Origin of the sequence: Nocardioides sp. CF8 (assembly GCF_000389985.1) — a bacterium.
Lineage (GTDB): Bacteria > Actinomycetota > Actinomycetes > Propionibacteriales > Nocardioidaceae > Nocardioides > Nocardioides allogilvus.
This window is the reverse complement of sequence record NZ_CM001852.1, coordinates 2544051-2563417: the sequence shown is the minus strand read 5'-3', so window position 1 is coordinate 2563417 and position 19367 is coordinate 2544051. Positions and strand designations below refer to the sequence as shown.

General features: G+C 70.0%; 17 protein-coding genes. 6 read left to right on the top strand and 11 right to left on the bottom strand.

Annotated elements, in window-relative coordinates; genetic code table 11:
- The first annotated feature begins 174 nt into the window (after positions 1–174).
- Positions 175–708 (top strand): PaaI family thioesterase, encoded by a 534-nt coding sequence (locus CF8_RS12440; RefSeq protein WP_010833466.1) that lies wholly within the window; start codon positions 175–177, stop codon positions 706–708.
- Positions 709–715: 7 nt separating this feature from the next.
- Positions 716–1606 carry an SDR family oxidoreductase gene (locus CF8_RS12435; RefSeq protein ID WP_232211502.1) on the top strand — a complete coding sequence of 297 codons (891 nt, stop codon included), beginning with the start codon at positions 716–718 and terminating at the stop codon, positions 1604–1606.
- A gap of 429 nt (positions 1607–2035) precedes the next feature.
- Here CF8_RS12435 and glnA read toward each other — a convergent pair whose 3' ends face one another.
- Positions 2036–3466, bottom strand: coding sequence for a type I glutamate--ammonia ligase (gene glnA, locus CF8_RS12430; RefSeq protein ID WP_010833463.1), 1431 nt, complete (start codon positions 3464–3466; stop codon positions 2036–2038).
- A 210-nt stretch (positions 3467–3676) separates the two neighbouring features.
- On the bottom strand, positions 3677–5854 hold the full coding sequence (locus CF8_RS12425; protein WP_010833462.1) for a glutamine synthetase III family protein: 2178 nt from the start codon (positions 5852–5854) through the stop codon (positions 3677–3679).
- Positions 5855–6010: 156 nt separating this feature from the next.
- Between CF8_RS12425 and CF8_RS12420 the strand changes: the two genes are divergently transcribed.
- The 3 genes from CF8_RS12420 (at position 6011) to CF8_RS12410 (ending at position 7697) form a co-directional block, all read left to right on the top strand.
- Positions 6011–6778 carry a hypothetical protein gene (locus CF8_RS12420; protein WP_156887216.1) on the top strand — a complete coding sequence of 256 codons (768 nt, stop codon included), beginning with the start codon at positions 6011–6013 and terminating at the stop codon, positions 6776–6778.
- Positions 6779–6787: 9 nt separating this feature from the next.
- Positions 6788–7171, top strand: coding sequence for an RDD family protein (locus tag CF8_RS12415; protein WP_010833460.1), 384 nt, complete (start codon positions 6788–6790; stop codon positions 7169–7171).
- 97 nt (positions 7172–7268) lie between these two features.
- Entirely contained in the window at positions 7269–7697 is a 429-nt protein-coding gene (locus CF8_RS12410) for a hypothetical protein (protein WP_010833459.1), read from the top strand.
- A gap of 19 nt (positions 7698–7716) precedes the next feature.
- Here the strand turns inward: CF8_RS12410 and CF8_RS12405 are convergent, their stop codons facing one another.
- The 6 genes from CF8_RS12405 to lipB all read right to left on the bottom strand — a co-directional run bounded on the left by CF8_RS12405 (position 7717) and on the right by lipB (position 13188).
- A complete protein-coding gene (locus CF8_RS12405; protein WP_010833458.1) occupies positions 7717–8421 on the bottom strand; it encodes a DUF4191 domain-containing protein in 705 nt (234 codons plus the stop codon).
- A 29-nt stretch (positions 8422–8450) separates the two neighbouring features.
- Positions 8451–9395, bottom strand: a complete 945-nt coding sequence (gene lipA / locus CF8_RS12400; RefSeq protein WP_036493036.1) for a lipoyl synthase — start codon at positions 9393–9395, stop codon at positions 8451–8453.
- 57 nt (positions 9396–9452) lie between these two features.
- Positions 9453–10436: an ABC transporter permease gene (locus CF8_RS12395; protein ID WP_010833456.1), complete on the bottom strand. Its 984-nt coding sequence runs from the start codon at positions 10434–10436 to the stop codon at positions 9453–9455.
- Positions 10433–11371, bottom strand: a complete 939-nt coding sequence (locus tag CF8_RS12390) for an ABC transporter ATP-binding protein (protein WP_010833455.1) — start codon at positions 11369–11371, stop codon at positions 10433–10435. The genes CF8_RS12395 and CF8_RS12390 overlap by 4 nt, the downstream gene beginning before the upstream one ends.
- Before the next feature lie 41 nt (positions 11372–11412).
- On the bottom strand, positions 11413–12366 hold the full coding sequence (locus tag CF8_RS12385) for a hypothetical protein (protein ID WP_010833454.1): 954 nt from the start codon (positions 12364–12366) through the stop codon (positions 11413–11415).
- 75 nt (positions 12367–12441) lie between these two features.
- Positions 12442–13188, bottom strand: a complete 747-nt coding sequence (gene lipB, locus CF8_RS12380) for a lipoyl(octanoyl) transferase LipB (protein ID WP_010833453.1) — start codon at positions 13186–13188, stop codon at positions 12442–12444.
- Positions 13189–13252: 64 nt separating this feature from the next.
- On the opposite strand from lipB, the gene CF8_RS12375 reads away from it, so the two are divergent.
- A complete protein-coding gene (locus CF8_RS12375; protein ID WP_036490903.1) occupies positions 13253–13813 on the top strand; it encodes a hypothetical protein in 561 nt (186 codons plus the stop codon).
- Here the strand turns inward: CF8_RS12375 and CF8_RS12370 are convergent.
- From CF8_RS12370 to sucB, 3 genes are all read right to left on the bottom strand, one after another.
- Positions 13759–14649 (bottom strand): TIGR01777 family oxidoreductase, encoded by an 891-nt coding sequence (locus CF8_RS12370; protein WP_010833451.1) that lies wholly within the window; start codon positions 14647–14649, stop codon positions 13759–13761. The two genes, CF8_RS12375 and CF8_RS12370, sit on opposite strands and share 55 nt — an antisense overlap.
- 34 nt (positions 14650–14683) lie before the next feature.
- Positions 14684–18190, bottom strand: a complete 3507-nt coding sequence (locus tag CF8_RS12365) for an ATP-binding cassette domain-containing protein (RefSeq protein WP_036490901.1) — start codon at positions 18188–18190, stop codon at positions 14684–14686.
- A gap of 107 nt (positions 18191–18297) precedes the next feature.
- Positions 18298–19367 (bottom strand): 2-oxoglutarate dehydrogenase, E2 component, dihydrolipoamide succinyltransferase (gene sucB, locus CF8_RS12360; protein ID WP_084622864.1); only part of this gene is annotated, 1070 nt, incomplete at its 5' end.

Here is a 19367-nt window from a genome sequence, read left to right as displayed (position 1 = left end):
GGCCGCGTGGCAGGCGCTGGCACGCGCGGCTGTCGCTGACGAGTCACTGAATGCCAGAGCAGCCCGAGTCGCCCGCGCCGCGGCGACCCTTCCTGACCACGAGAGGAACCTGGTCGCAGCCCTGCAGCACGCGTCGGAGTCGCTGAACGCCGCAGGCGAACCGGGGGCGCGGTCGTGACGAGCGTCGATGAAATCCTGGCGACCTGGCTGGACAAGTTCAAGCCACATGAAGACGGCGCTCATCTTCCGCCGCACCACGACCACTGTCTCGCGTGTGGCCCGGACAATCCTCATGGACATCACCTGGTGGTGCACCGCCGCGGCGAGGAGGTCCATGCGGTCCATGCGTTCGACCAGCGCCACGTAGGTGCTCCCGGGATCGCGCACGGCGGTGCCGTGGCTACGGTTCTCGACGATCTGTTCGGCTTTCTCCTCTACCTCACCGGGCCCCCCGCGGTCACCCGGCAGCTCGAAGTGCGCTACGACTCGCCTGTGCTCCTGGGAGTGGCCTACGAGTTGGTTGCCAGAATCGTTGGCGCGGAAGGGCGCAAGCTCTTCGTCGAGGCCGAGATGAGCGACACCTCGGGAGGTTCAGTGGCCTTCGCATCGGCGCTGTTCCTGCGCGTGGACGGAGCCCACTTCAGACAGGGTGCCAGCAACTCCCCGCCCTTGGTCGCGCCCGTTGAGAGCGGACAAGCTGACCCGTGACCGGTAGTTGTCGTTCGCCCTCCACTCCAACGAGACGCCCACACCCATGGGCGCAGATTGGGACTTCATGACCTCCAGCTCACTTCGCGACCAAGTCGTCGTCATCACCGGCGGCGCACGAGGCATCGGCTACGCGACCGCGCGCACGCTCATCGAGCGTGGCGCTCGGGTTGCCATCGGCGACATCGACGAGACGCGCCTGCTCGCAGCGGCAGACGCGCTCGGGCTCGAGGTCACGGGCCGCCTCGACGTAACGGATATCGAGTCGTTCAGTGCGTTCTACTCGATGGTCTCCGAGCGGCTCGGCACACCCCACGCGCTCATCAACAACGCCGGCATCATGCCCGTCGGGCCGACCCTTGAGGAGCCCGAGGAGGTGGCCCACCGCATGGTCGACATCAACCTCCACGGCGTCATCACCGGCACCAAGATCGCCCTCGCCTCGATGCTCCCTCGCGGAAGTGGACACATCGTCAACGTCGCCTCGATGGCCGGCGAGGCATTCGTCCCTGGAGCGGCGACCTACTGCGCCACCAAGGCAGCAGTGATCGCATTCACCGAAGCGGTCCGTCTCGAGCATCGCACCAGCGGGGTCAGTGTCTCGTTGGTGCTGCCCACGTTCACCAACACCGAACTGGTTGCCGGCACCACCGGGCCACGGGGATTCCGCAATGCGGAGCCCGAGGAGATCGCGAACGCGGTTGCCGGGCTTCTCGAGAGACCACGCGCGCGTACCTACGTCACCAGGGTCATGGGCCAAGTGCTGGCGGCGCAACGCTTCATGCCCCGCTCCATGGCCGAGGGCCTGGCTCGGCGTCTGGGCGGAGAACAGATGTTCCTGGCCGGAGTCGACCCCTCGGCGCGCGAAGCCTACGAAGAACGCGCCAGGAAATCCTGAGACCAGTCCTCCACCGATGGCTGCCGATCTCACAGGTGCCCAGCTGTCCGGCCCGCGAACAAGCTCACCACGAGACCGGACGCGTTCGAGGCTGTCCTGCTTGAGCCACTCATGGCAGACAGCTGGTGCTGATGCCAGTTCGTGGGAGGTCTGCTTGACCTGCTTCCCGACCGGACCAGTGCGATCCCGCGGGCACGAAAATCTCGAGGAGGTCATGGACAAGGCACTGTCGGACCCTTGCGGTCAGGCTTTCGACTCGCCAGCGGATCGGGAAACGAAACCATGGGTCAGGTCGGGTCAGGTTGGGGGTGTGCAGGCGACTGTGAAGCTCGGTTTGCTCACGTCGAACCCAAGATGCAGCGAGGGCCCCGGGCAAAGCCGGGGCCCTCGGTCTCGAACGGTGAGTTCGAGCACTATGTGCACAAGTGACTATATGTCGTAATAGAGCTCGAACTCGTGCGGGTGCGGGCGCAGCTGCACGGGCAGGATCTCCTGGGTGCGCTTGTAGTCGATCCACGTCTCGATCAGGTCGGGGGTGAAGACGTTGCCGACCGTGAGGAACTCGTGGTCGCGCTCCAGGTTGTCCAGCACCGCGTTGAGCGAGGTGGGCACCTGGTCGATGTCGGCCATCTCGTCCGGCGGCAGCTCGTAGATGTCCTTGTCGATCGGCGCGGGGGGCTCGATCTTGTTCTGGATGCCGTCGATGCCGGCCAGCAGCAGCGCCGAGAAGGCGAGGTAGGGGTTGGCCGACGGGTCGGGGCATCGGAACTCGATGCGCTTGGCCTTCGGGTTGGCGCCCGTGATCGGGATGCGCACGCAGGCCGAGCGGTTGCGCTGGGAGTAGACCAGCGAGATCGGGGCCTCGAAGCCGGGGACCAGGCGGTGGTAGGAGTTCACCGTCGGGTTGGTGAAGGCGAGCAGCGACGGCGCGTGCTTCAAGATGCCGCCGATGTAGTGGCGTGCCATGTCCGACAGGCCGCCGTACCCCGTCTCGTCGTAGAAGAGGGGCTCGCCCTCGTTCCAGATCGACTGGTGGACGTGCATGCCGGAGCCGTTGTCACCGAAGATCGGCTTCGGCATGAAGGTCGCGGTCTTGTTGTTGCGCCAGGCGACGTTCTTGACGATGTACTTGAACTTCATGACGTCGTCGGCGGCCTTGAGCAGCTCGTCGAACTTGTAGTTGATCTCGGCCTGGCCGGCGGTGCCGACCTCGTGGTGCGCACGCTCGACCAGCAGGCCGGACTTCTCCAGCTCGATGACCATCTCGTCGCGCAGCTCGCCGAAGTGGTCGTACGGCGCCACGGGGAAGTAGCCGCCCTTGTACTTCACCTTGTAGCCGCGGTTGGGGCTCTCGGCGGTGCCGGCGACGCCGGAGTTCCAGGCTCCCGCCTCGGAGTCGATGTGGTAGTAACCGGCGTTGGCCGAGGTCTCGAACCGCACGCTGTCGAAGACGTAGAACTCGGCCTCGGGAGCGAAGAACGCCTTGTCGCCGATGCCGGTGCTGGCGAGGTAGGCCATCGCCTTCTTGGCGATGTTGCGCGGGTCGCGCGAGTAGGCCTCACCGGTGATCGGGTCGTGGATGAAGAAGTTGACGACCAGCGTCTTGGCGACGCGGAAGGGGTCGATGTAGGCCGTGGTCGGGTCCGGGTAGAGCTGCATGTCGGACTCGTGGATGGCCTGGAAGCCGCGGATCGAGGAACCGTCGAAGCCGAGGCCGTCGTCGAAGACGGACTGGTCGAACGAGGACACGGGCACGGTGAAGTGCTGCATCACTCCGGGCAGGTCACAGAAGCGGACGTCGACCATCTCGACGCGCTCGTCCTTGATGTACTTCAGCAGCTCTTCGCTGTTGGTGAACATTCGTCCTCCTTGGCACGCCACCGGGCGGCTTGGGATCGAGTGGGGCGCACGGTGACGCGACGCTGCGCTCGTGCCTCAGGCAACTTACAACAGTGCGGTTGGTGCTCCGCGTCACACCGGCGGGGTTCCCGAGTGCCGAGATGACCCGCGAACGACGAAGGCCGACACACCACTCGCGTGGTGCATCGGCCCTCGTCGGTGCTCGGTGGATCAGAGGATGTAGAGCATCTCCTGGTAGGTCGGCAGCGCCCACAGGTCGTCAGCGACGACGTCCTCGAGGGCGTCGGCCGCGGCCCGGACGGCAGCCATGGCCGGGATGACCGAGTCACGCAGGTAGGTCGCCTCGGCGATCCCCGCGTGCTCGTGGGCGCCGGCGACGGCGACCTTGAGCCCGGCCAGGCCGGCGCGCAGGTCGGCGACCAGGGCGGAGACGGCGAGCAGGTCGGCGTTGTCGGCCTCGACACCGGCGGCCTTGAGGGCGCTGACGTTCTGCGCGAGCTCGGTCTGGAAACGGATCGCGGCCGGCAGGATCGTGGTCTGCGCGATCTCGGCGGTGAGGTTGGCCTCGACGACCAGCGTCATGACGTACTGCTCGACACCGACCTCGAAGCGGGACTCCAGCTCGGCCTCGTTGAAGACGCCGTACTTGGAGAACAGCTCACGCGACTCGGGGATGAGGTACTCGGGCAGCGAGTCGACCGTGGTGCGCAGGTTCTTCAGGCCACGCGTCTCGGCCTCGGCGTGCCACTCCTCGGAGTAGCCGTTGCCGTTGAAGATGACCGCGCCGTGGTTCTCGACGATCTTGGCGAGCAGGTGCTGGACGGCGGCGTTGAAGTCGGTCCCGTCGGCGACAGCGGCCTCGAGCTCGTTGGCGCAGAACTCCAGCGCCTCGGCCATGATCGTGTTGATGATGACCATCGGGGCGGCGACGGTCTGGTTGGAGCCCGCGGCGCGGAACTCGAAGCGGTTGCCGGTGAAGGCGAACGGCGAGGTGCGGTTGCGGTCGCCGGCGTCCTTGGTCAGGTCGGGCAGCGTGTCCACGCCGACGTTGAGGATGCCCTTCTGCTTCGACGACGTCGCGCCACCCTTGGCGATCTGGTCGAACACGTCGGCGAGCTGGTCGCCGAGGAAGATCGAGATGATCGCCGGCGGGGCCTCGTTGGCACCCAGGCGGTGGTCGTTGCCGGCCGACGCGACCGACAGGCGCAGCAGGCCGCCGTGCAGGTGGACCGCGCGGATGATGGCCGCGCAGAAGACCAGGAACTGCGCGTTGTCGTGCGGGTTCTCACCGGGGAGCAGCAGGTTGCCCTGGGTGTTGTTGCCGAAGGAGAAGTTGACGTGCTTGCCCGAGCCGTTGACGCCGGCGAACGGCTTCTCGTGGAAGAGGCACTCCATGCCGTGCTGCTTGGCGACCGAGCGGAAGATCGACATCAGCATCTGCTGGTGGTCGGAGGCGATGTTGGAGCGCTCGAAGACCGGAGCGATCTCGAACTGGCCGGGGGCGACCTCGTTGTGGCGGGTCTTGGCCGGGATGCCGAGCTTGAACAGCGCGCGCTCGGTGTCGTGCATGAACGCCAGGACGCGGTCCGGGATGGCGCCGAAGTAGTGGTCGTCGAACTCCTGGCCCTTCGGCGGCTTGGCGCCGAACAGCGTGCGGCCGGCGTTGAGCAGGTCGGGGCGCAGGTTGACGAAGGAGGAGTCGACCAGGAAGTACTCCTGCTCGGGACCGCAGAAGGACACGACGTTGTCGACGTCCTTGTGGCCGAAGAGCTCCAGGACACGGGTGGCCTGGTCGGCCATCGCCTTCTGCGAGCGGAGCAGCGGGGTCTTGTGGTCCAGCGCCTCACCGGTCATCGACACGAAGATCGTGGGGATGCACAGGGTGTTGCCGTTGGGGTTCTCGAGGATGTAGGCGGGGGACTGGACGTCCCAGCCGGTGTAGCCGCGGGCCTCGAACGTGGCGCGGATGCCACCGTTGGGGAACGACGACGCGTCCGGCTCGCCCTGGATCAGGGTCTTGCCCTGGAACTCCCAGATCGCGGTGCCGTCGCCGACCGGCTCCATGAAGGAGTCGTGCTTCTCGGCGGTGAGGCCGGTCAGCGGGTAGAAGACGTGGGCGTAGTGGGTCACGCCCTTCTCCATCGCCCAGTCCTTCATGGCGGAGGCGACGACGTCGGCCACGGCCGGGTCGAGGGCGTCGCCCTTCTGGATGGTCGCGGCGACGGACTTGAAGACGGACTTGGGAAGACGCTTCTTCATCACGGAGAGGCTGAAGACGTTCTCGCCGAAGACCGAACCGGTCTCCTCGGCGATGTCGAAGAAGGTTGCGGGGGCTTCGTAGGCCTGGACGTCCTTGATGGCAGCCAAACGGTGGATGTTCGCAGTCATTCTTGCTCCTAGCATCGGCGACCCGGTGTCGCCCCGATCGTTTCCTGCACGCTAGGTGGCTGTCGTTTCAAGCAGGTGCCCGGTTGTTACAGCCGTGTTAACGATCCGGACATCTGCGGCTCGAGGCCTGCCCACGGCCGGGATACGGTTCCCGTCATGTCTTGCACAGCCCTCCCGGGGCGTCGGTTGCTCACCGCCGCCCTTGCGACGTCCTTCGCCCTCACGACCGCCGCCTGCAGCGGGGGAGGGACCTCCGACGACGGCACAGCGGCGTACGACAACGCGGACGTCGTCGCCGAGATGACCGACGCGGTGGAGAGCCAGGACTCGGTGCGGCTGACGCTCGGGACCAAGCAGTCGCCCGAGGACATCACCGTCGACACGAGCTGGGCCGGCGACGAGCGCGCGTTCCGCGCGCTCACGGGTGGCGACCCGGCGCAGCAGCTGGACGTACGTCGCGTCGGCAGCCGGGTCTACCTCGGTGGCGAGCTCGTGGGCCACCAATGGACCTTCCTCGAGGTCGACGACCCGCGGCTCACCGATCCCGAGAGCGGCTTCGACGCCGGTCCCGTCCCGACGCTGCTGGCCATTGACGTGCCCGGCGACCTGGCCGCACTCGAGTCGGCCGTCTCCGCCGTGAGCGACGAGGGAACCGAGGAGGTCGACGGACAGGAGACCGACCACTACACGCTCACGGTCGACAGCCAGGAATGGTTCGACGGGCTCGGCGAGAGCTCGATGTATCGCGCGATGGACCTCCCCGAGAGCGTCACCATGGACCTGTACGTCGATGACGACTCGCTCCCGGTCCGGCTGGCCTACGAGGTGCCGGACGAGCCGGAGGCGTCCGCGCAGATCGGCTTCAGCGAGTGGGGAAGTCCCGTCGAGGTGGCCGTGCCCCGGCGGGCCAAGCCCGTCTCCTAGAGTTGCCGGGTGATCGACACCGCCTCATGGGCACACCGGTTCGGGGCACTGCTCGTCGACTGGGCCGCGTGCACGCTCGTCGTGATGCTCGTGCTCGGCCCGGCCGGGTGGAGCGAGGACCGCTTCGCCGGCTTCTATGCCACGGGGATCTTCGTCGTCGAGTCGGCGTTCTTCACAGCCCTGCTGGGCGGGTCGTTCGGCAAGCTGGTGACCCGGCTGCGCGTCGTCCGTAACGACGCCACGAACCGACCGCTGGAGCTGATCCCGGCGCTGGTGCGCAGCGTGCTGATCGCCCTGGTCATCCCGCCGCTGGTCTTTCGACCGGACGGGCGGGGGCTGCACGACATGGCCGCGAGGTCGAAGACCGTGCGACTGGCCGACCTGCGGGGCTGAGCGCAAAGTCCCCAATGCTGGCGATGCTCGCCGGCGACATCGCTGGTGAACTCGTTGGCCGGTCTCCACACGGGAGCCCGTGACGAGGGGAAACCACATGAACATGACCAGCATCCGTCGCGCCGCCATGATCGCCGTCGGCACCACCGCTGCGATCGCGCTCGGTGCGGGCAGTGCGTCGGCGCACCACTGCTTCGTCCCGATGTATTCGCTCAACGGGCCTGTGTCCGACAACTGGTTCGTGCTGTCCGCGCAGGACGCCGCGGCTGACCCGGACATCGCCGGCTTCGAGGCGGCCTGTCCCGAGGCGGCCGAGGCCGGCTACGCCGCGTTGCGCGCGGCCGACCTGCCGGTGGGTCTCAAGCTCTTCGGCAAGATGACGATCGGCGACCCGAAGGGCGAGGAGAGGATCCCGAGCAACAACGGCGCCGACGGCAAGGGGCTGGAGTACTTCGGAGCCGGCTCCACGGTGCCGTTCCAGATGCTCGACACCTGGATCGGGGCAGCGGCGGCCTACACCTGCTGAGCGTGAGGGGGTGCGTCGGTCAGCGGCCGCGCTGCTGACCGCGCATGCCCTTCATGCTGGTGGGCATCGGGCCCTTGGGCATCGGGACGGTGCCGCGCACCGCATCGATCGCCCGGAGGCGAGCCAGGATGTCGGTGATCTCGGCGGGCTTCACGTTGCGGCCGAGCTTGGAGACGTGGCGCACCAGCTTGGGCAGCGGCACCTCGCCCTCGCCGTTGCCGCAGACGACCTCGTGGATCGGGGTCTCGGGAAGCACGCGCTCGTGCTTGCGACGCTCGGTGGCCAGCAGCGTCTTGAGGCGAGCCGGGTTGCCCTCGCCGACCAGCACGATGCCGGGCGGGCCGACGACCCGGTGGACGATGTCCTGCTGCTTGTTGAAGCCGACGACCGGGTCGGTCTTCCAGCCGCGACGCAGCATCTGCAGCGCGGAGGCGGCCGCACCGGGCCGGCCCTCCATCTGCTTGAACGCGGCGGCCTGGGCACGACGGCCGAAGATGATGATGGCGGCCAGCAGGCCGAACAGCAGCGCGCCGACGATCGAGAGGATCAGCGACAGCAGGCCGTCGCCGGGCAGCAGGTAGATGACGGCGAACCCGACCAGGGCGCCGAGCACGAACGCGCCGAAGGTGTAGAGCCCGATGCGGCGGTCGGTGTTCTTCGCCATCCGGTAGGTCTGGATGAGCTGCTGGCTCCGCTTGGTGGGCGGGGTGGCGGGGGTCGACATGCGGTGCCTTTACTGGACGACGAGACGGATCAGACGGCCGCGGTGACGGAGTCGCGCGCGTCCATGGCCTGACGGTACAACCGACCGGCCCGGTAGGACGAACGGACCAGCGGTCCGGACAGCGCGCCGGAGAAACCGATCTGGTCGGCCTCGTCCTTGAGCTCCACGAACTCCTCGGGCTTCACCCAGCGCTCCACCGGGTGATGACGCAGCGAGGGGCGGAGGTATTGGGTGATGGTGATCAGCTCGCAGCCGGCGTCGTGCAGGTCGCGCAGCGCCTGGCTGACCTCCTCACGGGTCTCGCCCATGCCGAGGATGAGGTTGGACTTGGTGACCAGGCCGAAGTCGCGGGCCTGGGTGATCACGTCGAGGGAGCGCTCGTAGCGGAAGGCCGGGCGGATCCGCTTGAAGATCCGTGGCACGGTCTCGACGTTGTGGGCCAGCACCTCGGGGCGCGACTCGAAGACCTCGCGCAGCAGGTGGGGCTCGCCGTTGAAGTCGGGGATCAGGTTCTCGACGCCGGTGCCGGGGTTGAGCTCGTGGATCGCGCGGACCGTCTCGGCGTACAGCCAGGCACCACCGTCGGGCAGGTCGTCGCGGGCGACGCCGGTGATGGTGGCGTACTTGAGCTCCATCTTCTGCACGGACTCCGCCACGCGGCGCGGCTCGTCGCGGTCCAGCGGCTGCGGCTTGCCGGTGTCGATCTGGCAGAAGTCGCAGCGCCGAGTGCACTGGTCGCCACCGATGAGGAAGGTGGCTTCCTTGTCCTCCCAGCACTCGAAGATGTTGGGGCAGCCGGCCGACTGGCAGACCGTGTGCAGGCCCTCGGACTTCACCAGGCTGTGCAGGGCGGTGTATTCCGGCCCCATCTTCGCTCGGGTCTTGATCCACTCCGGCTTGCGCTCGATCGGCGTCTCGGAGTTGCGGATCTCCAGGCGGAGGAGCTTGCGGCCTTCGGGTACCGGAGCAGTCACGTTCGTCACTCTACGCCGGGGGTAAGGAGCACCCAATTCGAGTGGGTCTGAGTTCGCTCAGGGCACATCGCGGCGTCGCATCGACCACACCGAGAGGAGCACGGCGACCACCACGATCACCGCCAGCACGACCCCGCCGTCCATCGCGGACACGTGCCTCTCGCAGTCGCCGCTGGTCATCCCGTCGGGGGAGAACGAGCACGCGGAACCGTCGTAGTAGGTGAAGCCACCGAGGACGAAGGCCAGGAAGTTGGTGGGCAGCAGCCATCGGGTGCCCTCCTCGCCGAGCACGGTCATGATCAGCAGTGACCCCGCGATCGAGATCCCGAACATCAGCGACAGCGTCGCCACGGTGCTGCGGAACAACATGGTGAGCGCAAGGCCCAGCAGGCCGCCGAGGGCGATGGCGACGACGCCGCGGGCCTGGGTCTCCACGATGGTGCTCCAGAGGCCGGGCTCCACCCGGACGTCCCGGCTGGCCGCGACGAGTGATGCTCCGGCCCAGAAGGTCGCGAGCACGGCAGCGCCGACCACGGCGCCCACGAGCATCACGGCGAGGCCCTTGGCCCACCACACCCGCAGCCGACGTGGTTCGAACAGCAGCTGGTTGCTCATCGAGCCGGTGTTCCAGTCGTGGCCGACGAACGTGGTGCCGACCAGCATCATCAGCCCGGTCATGATGATGATGGCCGCGGCGCCGACGTCCGTGCGCAGCGAGGTGAGGGTGAACTCCTGGCGATACAGGTAGTTCTGGTAGGTCGGCGTCAACGCCTCCGTGCAGTCGGCCGCAGTCGCGCCGGGCCCGGTGTAGTTCTCCGGGTCCTGCTCGCACCGGGCGATCTCCTCCGCGATGTAGGGCTGCTGTGCCTCCTGGGCAGCCAGCTGCTTCGCCTCGGCGATGTCGGCCTCGCTGAACGGGCGGGTGCTCCAGGCAAAGCCCGCCAGCATGATGAGGGGTACGGCGATGCACGCGACCAGCAGGACGACGATGGCCCGGCGCCAGCGCAGCCGGGTCAGCTCGACGGACAGCAGGCGCATCATCGGACCTCCTCCGTCATCGGCGTGACGCCCATCCGGTCGTCGGCGGTGAGCTCGAGGAAGATCGTCTCCAGGTCGGCCCGGACCGGGGTGAGCTCGGAGAGATAGAGCCCGGCGTCGGCCAGGACTCGGGTGATCCGGTCCGCGGGTTCGTCGGTGATGACGTCGAGCGAGTCGACGTCCGTGCGGACTGTCATCCCGGCCCTCTCCAGTGCGGTCGCAGCCGCGGCGGGATCACCCACGCGGAGCCGGTAGGACGTGCTGCCGAGCAGGTCCTCGACGAGGCCCGAGGCCAGCATCCGGCCGTTGCCGATGATGGTGGCGCTCGTGCAGACCTGCTGCACCTCGGCCAGGATGTGCGAACTCAGCAGCACGGTCACCCCAGCCTCCCCGAGGCCGCGGATGAGCTCGCGGATCTCTCGGATGCCGGCCGGGTCGAGGCCGTTGGTCGGCTCGTCCAGGATCAGGAGGTCGGGCGACTTGAGCAGCGTCGCCGCGATCGCCAGGCGCTGCTTCATGCCCAGCGAGTAGGACTTGAAACGGTCGTCGGCGCGGTCGGCGAGACCGACCCGGACCAGCGCGTCGTCGACAACGCCACGCTCGACACCGACCGAGCCGGCGAGGAGCCGGAGGTTCTGCCGCGCGGAGAACGTGGGGGAGAACTTGGGCGACTCGACCACCGCGCCGACACGCCCGATCACCTCGGGCAGCCGTTGGGGGACCGGGGTGCCGAACAGGCTCATCGTCCCGGCCGTCGGTCGCGCAAGTCCGAGCAGCATCCGGATCGTCGTCGTCTTGCCCGACCCGTTGGGCCCGAGGAAGCCGTGCACCCCGCCGCGCGGGACCGCGAGGTCCAGGTCGTTCACCGCGACGCGGGTGCCGCGCCTGCCCGTGAACTCCTTGCGCAGACCACTGGTCTCGATCACCAGGTCGCTCATGTCGGTTCCCCCGTTCGTGTTGCGGTGACTGTGGCAGAGGCTCAGGCGGGCTGCGGCGTGCCGCGCCGACGGGTGTTGGCCAAGGCTGCTGCCGCGACGAGAATCCCGGTCAGGCCGAAGAAGTAGAGCCCCGCGAACCTGAAGCTGTGGTTCGCACGGCGGTCGGTGCACGTGAGCGAGCCAGAGCCGGGGATGCTCGAGCCGTAGAGGCTGGCACACGAGACCTCGCGGGGTGGCTGGTCATACTCCGCGCCGCCGGACAGGAATGCCTCGATGTTGAGCAGCGGCAGCCACGGTTCGATCGGGTGCGCGAGCAGCACGACGACACCGATGGCCACCGCTGCCGTTGCCAGGGTCGAGACGGCCCGCACCGGCCCGCGGAGCAGCACTCCGGCGGTGAGGCCGACCACCCCGGTCAACCCGACCAGCAGGGCGTGGCCGCTGATGAACTGCATGGGGGTGCTGAGGTGCAGGACCCCTCGGCGCTCTGCGACCCACCCCAGGGCCCACCACCACGTCGAGTTCACCACGAAGGCGACGACTGTCCCGAGCAGGAGGACCTTGCCGGCGCGACGCAGGAACGCGCGCGCTCCGGGTGCCGGCTGCCACCTCACCCCGACGAGCAGCATGGCTGCGGGCATCGACAACAGGATCACGACGACGGTCCCCGGGTGGTCGTCGGTGCCCAGTGGTTCGCGGGTGAGGGACGAATGCGCCTCGAGCGCGTCTCTCCGACAATGACTCGTGGAGGGAGAGATGGTGGTGAAACCACTGCCCGTCCACACGTCCCTCGGATAGACCGACGCCTCGCACTCCGCCAGTGTCCGGGCGAAGCCGGGGGCGCTCTCGGCGGCCGCTCGATCGGCCGCGATTTCCTCGGGGGAGTAGGGACGGGTGTCCCAGACCAGGAACAGCCACAGGACGAGGGGTACGGCGAGCATCAGCACCGCTGTCGTCCTGCTGACGGGCGGCAGGGCACCGATGCGTGCGCGCATGCCACATCCCCCGACGTGTCCGTGGCCCGTGCCGGGCCGAGTCAGGCGAACGCTAGCGGCGCGGGGAAGATCCCGTCAGCGGTTTACGAGACCTGGCGTGACCAGCTCGATCCGGGGAGCGCGGCCGGGCTCCGGCCTGGCGTCGTAGTCGGGCGTGGCGGCGTACGGGCCCCAGGCGAGGTAGGTCGACAGGTGGTGCTGGACGGCGGGCAGCACCTCGGTCACCGGGACGTCGCGGCCGAGCTCGGCGCTCAGCGAGGTGACGCCCGCGTCGGCGATCCCGCAGGGCACGAAGCGGCCGTACCACCCGAGGTCGACGTCGCAGTTGAGCGAGAAGCCGTGCATGGTCACGCCGCGGCTGACCCGGATGCCGATCGCCGCGATCTTGCGCTCGGGGCCGCGGTCGTCGGCGCGCATCCACACCCCGCTGCGACCGGGGATGCGGGCGGTGGTGACGCCGACGTCGGTGCAGACCGCGATCAGCGCCTCCTCGACGCGGCGGACGTAGTCGACGACCTTGACGTGGTCGGGCAGCGCCACGATCGGGTAGCCGACCAGCTGGCCGGGGCCGTGGAAGGTGATCTTGCCGCCGCGGTCGACGTCGATGACCTGCGCGCCGCCGGGGTCGAGCGGGCGCTCGTGGGGCTCGGTGCGCTTGCCGGCGGTGAATACGGGCGGGTGCTCGAGCAGCAGCACCGTGTCACCGCGGGTGCCGGCGACGACCTCGGCGTGCACCTCGCGCTGGAGGTCCCAGGCGGCGAGGTAGTCGACGGCGTCCGGTCCGAGCCCGGCGATCCGGTGCTCCAGCTGGTGCTCACGCATGCCGCGAGCCTACGCCTGTGGACAACGGACGACGCCTCGGCTCGATCTGGGGCACGGTGGACCCGTGGACCCGCGACGACTGCTGCCCTACCTCCTCGCCCTGACCGCCCTGGCCGTGCTCACGACGGCCGGAGTGGCGCTGTTCTCGCAGAGGTCGTCGCCGCCCGGCGCGCAGGCCGAGGCCTCACCGCCGCCGGCCGGGGCCAGCACCCCACGCGACGTGCTCGCCGGCTGGGACGCACGCCGTTCGGCCGCTTGGGCGGCCGGGGACGTCGCAGCGCTGCGCGAGCTCTACGTCGCAGGCTCGTCGACCGGCCGTGCCGACGCGCGGATGCTGGCGGCGTACGTCGATCGCGGACTGCGCGTCGACGGGCTCGCGACCCAGGTGCTGGCGCTGGAGGTGCTCGACGAGGCTGCAGACGAGCTGACGGTGCGGATCACCGACCGGGTGGCCGGGGGAGTGGTCACCGGCGAGGCGGGCGGAACGCCACTGCCGCGCGACCGGCCCACCACGCGCACCCTCGTGCTGCGGCGCGTCGACGGTGAGTGGCTGGTGGTGACCGTGCGCGATCAGGACAGCGCGGCGGACAGCACCTCGCGCACGTCGACGTCCTGGAAGTCGTAGCCGGCGCGCTCGAGGGCAGCCGGTCGGGCGTTGACCGAGCCCAGGAGCTCGGGCGCCATCCGCCCGGCGCCCACCTTGATCACCGGCGCCGGGGCGACCAGGAAGGCAGGCCGGTGCACTGCTGCGGCGAGTGCACGGGTGAACTCGGCGTTGGTCGGCGTCTGTGGGCAGCAGAGGTTGAACTCGCCCGAGACGTCGCGGGACTCGGCGAGGTAGGACGCGGCGCCGACCCAGTCGCGCAGCGAGATGATCGGGAAGTGCTGCTCGCCGTTGCCGAGACGGGCGCCGAGCCCGAGTTTGAAGAGGCGGGCGAGCTCACGCAGGGGCGATGAGCTGCCGTCCAGGACCGGGGAGGTCCGCAGCACGCACACGCGAGCGCCGGCCTCGATGGCCGGAGCGGCCGCGGCCTGCCACTCGTGGGCTACTCCGGTGAGGAAGCTGTCCCCGCGGCTGTCGGACTCCTCGGTGACCTCGTCGGCACCGTGGTCGCCGTACCAGCTGATGCCGTTGCCGGCGAGGAACGCCGGCGGGCGCTCGGACTTCGCGATGGCGCGGGCGAGCACGTCGGTGGTCGCGACCCGGCTCTCGAGCACGGCGTGGGCGCGCTTCGAGGAGTGCGGGTTGCCGGCGATGTTGACCCCGGCGAGGTTGACCACGACGTCGGAGCGGTCGATCACCGACTGGTCGAGGTCGTCGGCATAGGGATCCCAGCGCGACTGCTTGGCGGACTCCGGGGCCCGGCGGACGAGGTGGGTCACCTCGTGGCCGCCGACGCGCAGGTGCTCGGTCAGGTGGGTGCCGAGAAACCCAGATGCTCCGGCGATGACGACGCGCATGCCGCCCAGCCAACCAGACGCCGCAAGCGGGCCGTCAGCCCGCCAGATGGCCCCAGCGTGCCGACAGGACCGACCAGGGCCCGGCATCCACCACGCGCCCGGCGTCGAGGACGACGACCCGGTCGGCCTGGGTGAGCGCGGCGGCCTTGCTGGTCGCGCCGATGACGGTCCGACCGCCCGCGCGCAGGGCCGACCAGAGCTCGGTCTCGGTCGTGGCGTCGAGTGCCGAGCTCACGTCGTCCGCCAGCAGGAGGTCGGCGTCGCAGGCCACCGCACGCGCGAGCGCGAGCCGCTGGACCTGGCCGCCCGAGAGACGCACGCCGCGGTGGCCGACGAGGGAGTCGGCCCCGCCCGCCTCGGCGACGTCGCGTCCCATCCGGGCAGCCTCCAGCGCCGGCATGACCGAGCGGCCCGGGTGGTCGAGGCCGACGTTGCCGCTGAACGTGCCCGACAGCACCCGCGGGACCTGGGCTACATGGGCGACGAGTGCGGGACGCAGCTCGGCCTGCGGGTCGGCGACGAGGCGGTCGTTCCAGCGGACCTCACCGGTGACGCTGACCAGGCCGGCCAGCGCGCTCAGCAGGCTGGACTTGCCGGATCCGACCTGGCCGAGCAGCAGCACCAGCTCGCCCGCGGAGATCGTCAGGTCGACGTCCTGGACGCCGAGCGTGCCGTCGTCGTGCACGGCCGAGAAGCTGCTCAGCGCGAGCGTGCGCAGCGGGTCGCGGCGCGGCTCGTCGGGGGTGGGGCCGGTGCCTTGGACGAGGTCGACGCCGGGCGGCAGGTCCATCAGGTCGCCGCCGCCGGCCAGCTCGCTGGTCGCGGTCATCCAGGCCCGGACGCCGGGAGCCTCGGTCACGACCGATCCGGCGACCCGGCCGAACCAGTCGAAGCCGCTGACGGCGTTGGCGACCAGCAGTGCGGTGGCGAGCCCCCACTCGCCGCTGAGCAGCCCGGCCCAGGCCGCGACGACGCCGAACTGCACCATGACGACGGGTACGCCGTCGAGCAGCGCCTGCACGCGATGCTCGCTCACCGCTGCGTCGACGCGACCGCCGTCGACCTCCCGCAGGTGGGCGTGGACCTGGGGCGTGGCCGCGGCGAGCTTGACCGTGCGGACCGACTCCAGGGCGGAGACGAGCGACTGGCCGAAGCGGGCGCGCGAGGTCGAGGCGGCCGCGGCCGAGCGGCCGGCGACGCGACGGCCCATCGTGGAGGCCAGTGCGGAGGCGACCATCACGGTGATCAGGACGGCGCCGGCCAGCCAGGTGCCGGCGATGATCGCGGTGACGCCGGCGACGACGAGGCCGTTGACGAAGTCGACCCAGCGGTCGGTGTAGCGCGCCAGCCGGTCGGCGTCCATGGTGCGGGCGACGACCTCGCCCGGTGGGGTGCGGCGCAGCCGGTGCTGCGCCGTCTGTCCGTGGAGCACGGCGGCGCGGACCCGCAGCCGCACCTCGACCCACCAGTGGGGGTAGGTGCGGAATGCCTGCGAGAGCAGGAGCGGACTGATCACCAGCGAGACGACCAGGCAGGCGGTGAGCGCGGTGGGTCGGTCACCGGCCTGGAGGTCGGTGACGATGTGGCCCCAGATCCAGCCCGTGATGGCACCGAAGGCCCCGGTGAGGGAGGCGGCCAGGAACAGGAAGGCTCCCACCAGGCCCCACTGCGGCTGGATGCTGACCGTGTGGAGCACCTGCCGGGCCAGGCTCGGCGTCGGCGCCAGGACCGGCGCCGGAGGAGGGGTGGTGCTGCGGCGGACCGACCCGATCGCCGAGTCGTCGTGGTGGTGCTCCTCGATGACGGCCTCGTGCGCGGCCGCGTCGAGCAGGGTGCGGAAGGGGCCCGGCTCGGCGGCGAGCCGGGCGCGCGGTCCCTGCTGGACGACCCGACCGGACTCCAGGACGGCGACCCGCTCGGCCCGCTCGGTCGTGGAGAGCCGATGGGCGACCAGGATGCCCGTGCGTCCCGAGATCAGCCGGTTGGCAGCCCGCACGACCCGGGCCTCCGTCACCGGGTCCATCCGGGCCGTGGCCTCGTCGAGCACGACCACGCTCACGTCGCGCACCAGCAGCCGCGCGAACGCGACGAGCTGCTCCTCGCCGGCCGAGAGGTTCGTGCCGCCGGGACCGAGCACGGTGTCGAGCCCCTGGGGGAGCCCGGCCACCCAGTCGGTGAGGCCCAGCTCGGCGACCGCTGCCTCGATGGTCGAGCGCGCGACGTGGTCGAAGAGGGTGATGTTCTCCGCCAGCGTGCCCGCGAGCACCTCGGTGCGCTGGGTGACGACCCCGACCGCGGCGCGCAGCTGCTGGAGGTCGAGATCGCGGACGTCGACGCCGCCCAGCAGGACCGTGCCGCGGGGCGGCTCGACGGCGCGTGAGAGCAGTGACGCGAGGGTGGACTTGCCGGACCCGGTGCGGCCCACGAGGGCGCAGGTGTGGCCGGCGGGCACGAGCAGGTCGATGTCGCGCAGCGAGAAGTTGCCGGTGCCGTAGCTGAAGTCGAGGTCACGGAACTCGACGTCGAGCGGGCCCTCGGGCAGCGGCAGACCGCCGGTCGGCTCGGCGGGGGAGTCCATCATCGAGCGCAGTCGCAGCACTGCGCCGAAGCCCTCCTGCAGGTCGGGCAGGTGACGCGCCAGCATGTCGACACCACCCACGAACATGGTGGTGACGAGGAAGAGGGTGACCAGCCGGGCCGTGGAGAGGTCCCCGGCCAGCACGAGGGCGATCCCGACGACACCCACGGCCGCGAGGGCTCCGTGCAGGAGGCCGCCGCTGCGCCTGGTGATGCGGGTCTCGACCAGCAGCACGGCGTCGAGCGTGCGGTGGACCACGGCCGCCAGCTGCGCGTTGCGCCGCAGGACGAAGGCCTGGCCCAGCGACGTACGCAGGTCGTCCCGGGCCGCCACGCCCTCCTCGGTGGACGCAGCGTGATCGGTCCAGGCTGCCTCCTCGAGGACCTTGCGCTGGGCGACCTGGGGGAGCAGGCGGCGAACGACGGCGAACGCCATGAAGGCGGTCAGCGGGAACAGGAACGCTGCCGGCCACCAGGTCAGCGAGGCCACCACCCACAGTGGCCCGGACGCCAGGAAGGTGCGGGCGGCCTGCCACACGCCCCAGCGCATCAGCTGGCCGACCTCCCAGGTGTCGTCGTCGATGCGGTCGAGCACCTCGCCGACGGCCTGCTCGGACAGCTCCGCGAGCGGCTGGGCCATGGCGGCGTCGAGCAGGTCTGAGCGGAGCCGGCCCTCCGCGCGGTCCACCACGGTCGCCCAGATGGTCTTCGCCACGGTGTCGACCAGGGCTCCGCCCACCACGCACAGCGCGAGGAGCGTCAGCAGCGCCGACGTCGGCTCGTCGGCCAGGCGTCCGGCGAACATCGTGCCGAGCGAGGCGGCGATGGCGCCCGTGAGCGACATCGAGAAGCAGAGCACCGTGAGCGGGCGCCGGACCCGGCGCCAGTCGACCGGCACCCGGTCGGTCGGTCTGGGCGGCTGTGTCGGCCGCTTGGTGCTCGCCTCGATGTAGGTCCCCGTCACGGACCCGACGCTACGCGTCCGCACCGACATCGCGCGTCTGGTTTTCACCCGCCCCCGGACGCGACGAGACCCCGGCTGCCGTGGCAACCGGGGTCTCGTCGAGGTGGTCAGACCTCGAAGGCTCCACCCTCGAGGCGCGCCTTGACCGCGGCCAGGAAGCGACCGGCGTCGGCGCCGTCGACGAGGCGGTGGTCGTAGGTCAGCGAGAGGTAGACCATGTGCCGCACCGCGATCGTCTCGCCCAGGTTGGGGTCGTCGATGACGACGGGACGCTTCACGACGGCACCCGGGCCGAGGATCGCGACCTGCGGCGTGTTGATGATCGGGGTGTCGAACAGGGCCCCGAAGCTGCCGAGGTTGGTGATCGTGAAGGTGCCGCCCGACAGCTCATCGGGACCGATCTTGTTGGTGCGGGTGCGCTCGGCGACGTCGGCGATCTTCTTCGCCAGACCGGCGATCGACAGGTCGCCGGCGTCCTTGACGACCGGGGTGAGCAGGCCCTTCTCGGTGTCCACGGCGAACGCGATGTTCTCGCGGTCGTAGTAGGTGACCTTGCCGGCGTCGGTGTCGATCGCCGCGTTGAGCTTGGGGTGCTCCTTCAACGTGTCGATCGCCGCCTTGGCGAAGAACGGCAGGTAGGTCAGCTTCACGCCCTCGCGGGCCAGGAAGTCGGCCTTCACGCTCTCGCGCAGCCGCGCGATGGTGGTCACGTCGACCTCCATCACCTGCGTGAGCTGCGCGGTCGTCTGGAGCGAACCGACCATGCGCTCGGCGATGATCTTGCGCAGCCGCGACAGGTCCTCGGTGGTGCCACGCAGCGCCGAGGGAGCCGCGCCGGCAGCCGGGGCAGCAGCCTGTACGCCGCCGGCCGGTGCCGCAGCGGCGGCCGGTGCTGCAGCAGCCGGGGCGGGCGGGGCAGCCTTGGCAGCAGCCGCGTCGAGGATGTCCTGCTTGCGGATGCGGCCACCGACACCGGTGCCGGTGACGGAGGCCAGGTCGATGCCGTGCTGGGAGGCCATCTTGCGGACCAGGGGCGTGACGTAGGAGCTCTGGTCGTCCGAGCGAGCCGGGGCCGCGGAGGGCTCGGCGTGCGTCGGCGCGGCCGGTGCCGGGGCGGCCGGTGCCTGTGCCTGCGCGGGAGCGGCGGGCGCCTCGGCGGGCTTGGCCTCGGCGGCGG

Bases quoted from the DNA above. Each gene is read 5' to 3' on its own strand.
- glnA (WP_010833463.1), bottom strand. From the start codon at position 3,466: ATGTTCACCAACAGCGAAGAGCTGCTGAAGTACATCAAGGACGAGCGC.
- CF8_RS12425 (WP_010833462.1), bottom strand. From the start codon at position 5,854: ATGACTGCGAACATCCACCGTTTGGCTGCCATCAAGGACGTCCAGGCC.
- CF8_RS12420 (WP_156887216.1), top strand. From the start codon at position 6,011: ATGTCTTGCACAGCCCTCCCGGGGCGTCGGTTGCTCACCGCCGCCCTT.
- CF8_RS12410 (WP_010833459.1), top strand. From the start codon at position 7,269: ATGAACATGACCAGCATCCGTCGCGCCGCCATGATCGCCGTCGGCACC.
- CF8_RS12405 (WP_010833458.1), bottom strand. From the start codon at position 8,421: ATGTCGACCCCCGCCACCCCGCCCACCAAGCGGAGCCAGCAGCTCATC.
- CF8_RS12395 (WP_010833456.1), bottom strand. From the start codon at position 10,436: ATGATGCGCCTGCTGTCCGTCGAGCTGACCCGGCTGCGCTGGCGCCGG.
- CF8_RS12390 (WP_010833455.1), bottom strand. From the start codon at position 11,371: ATGAGCGACCTGGTGATCGAGACCAGTGGTCTGCGCAAGGAGTTCACG.
- CF8_RS12385 (WP_010833454.1), bottom strand. From the start codon at position 12,366: ATGCGCGCACGCATCGGTGCCCTGCCGCCCGTCAGCAGGACGACAGCG.
- lipB (WP_010833453.1), bottom strand. From the start codon at position 13,188: ATGCGTGAGCACCAGCTGGAGCACCGGATCGCCGGGCTCGGACCGGAC.
- CF8_RS12370 (WP_010833451.1), bottom strand. From the start codon at position 14,649: ATGCGCGTCGTCATCGCCGGAGCATCTGGGTTTCTCGGCACCCACCTG.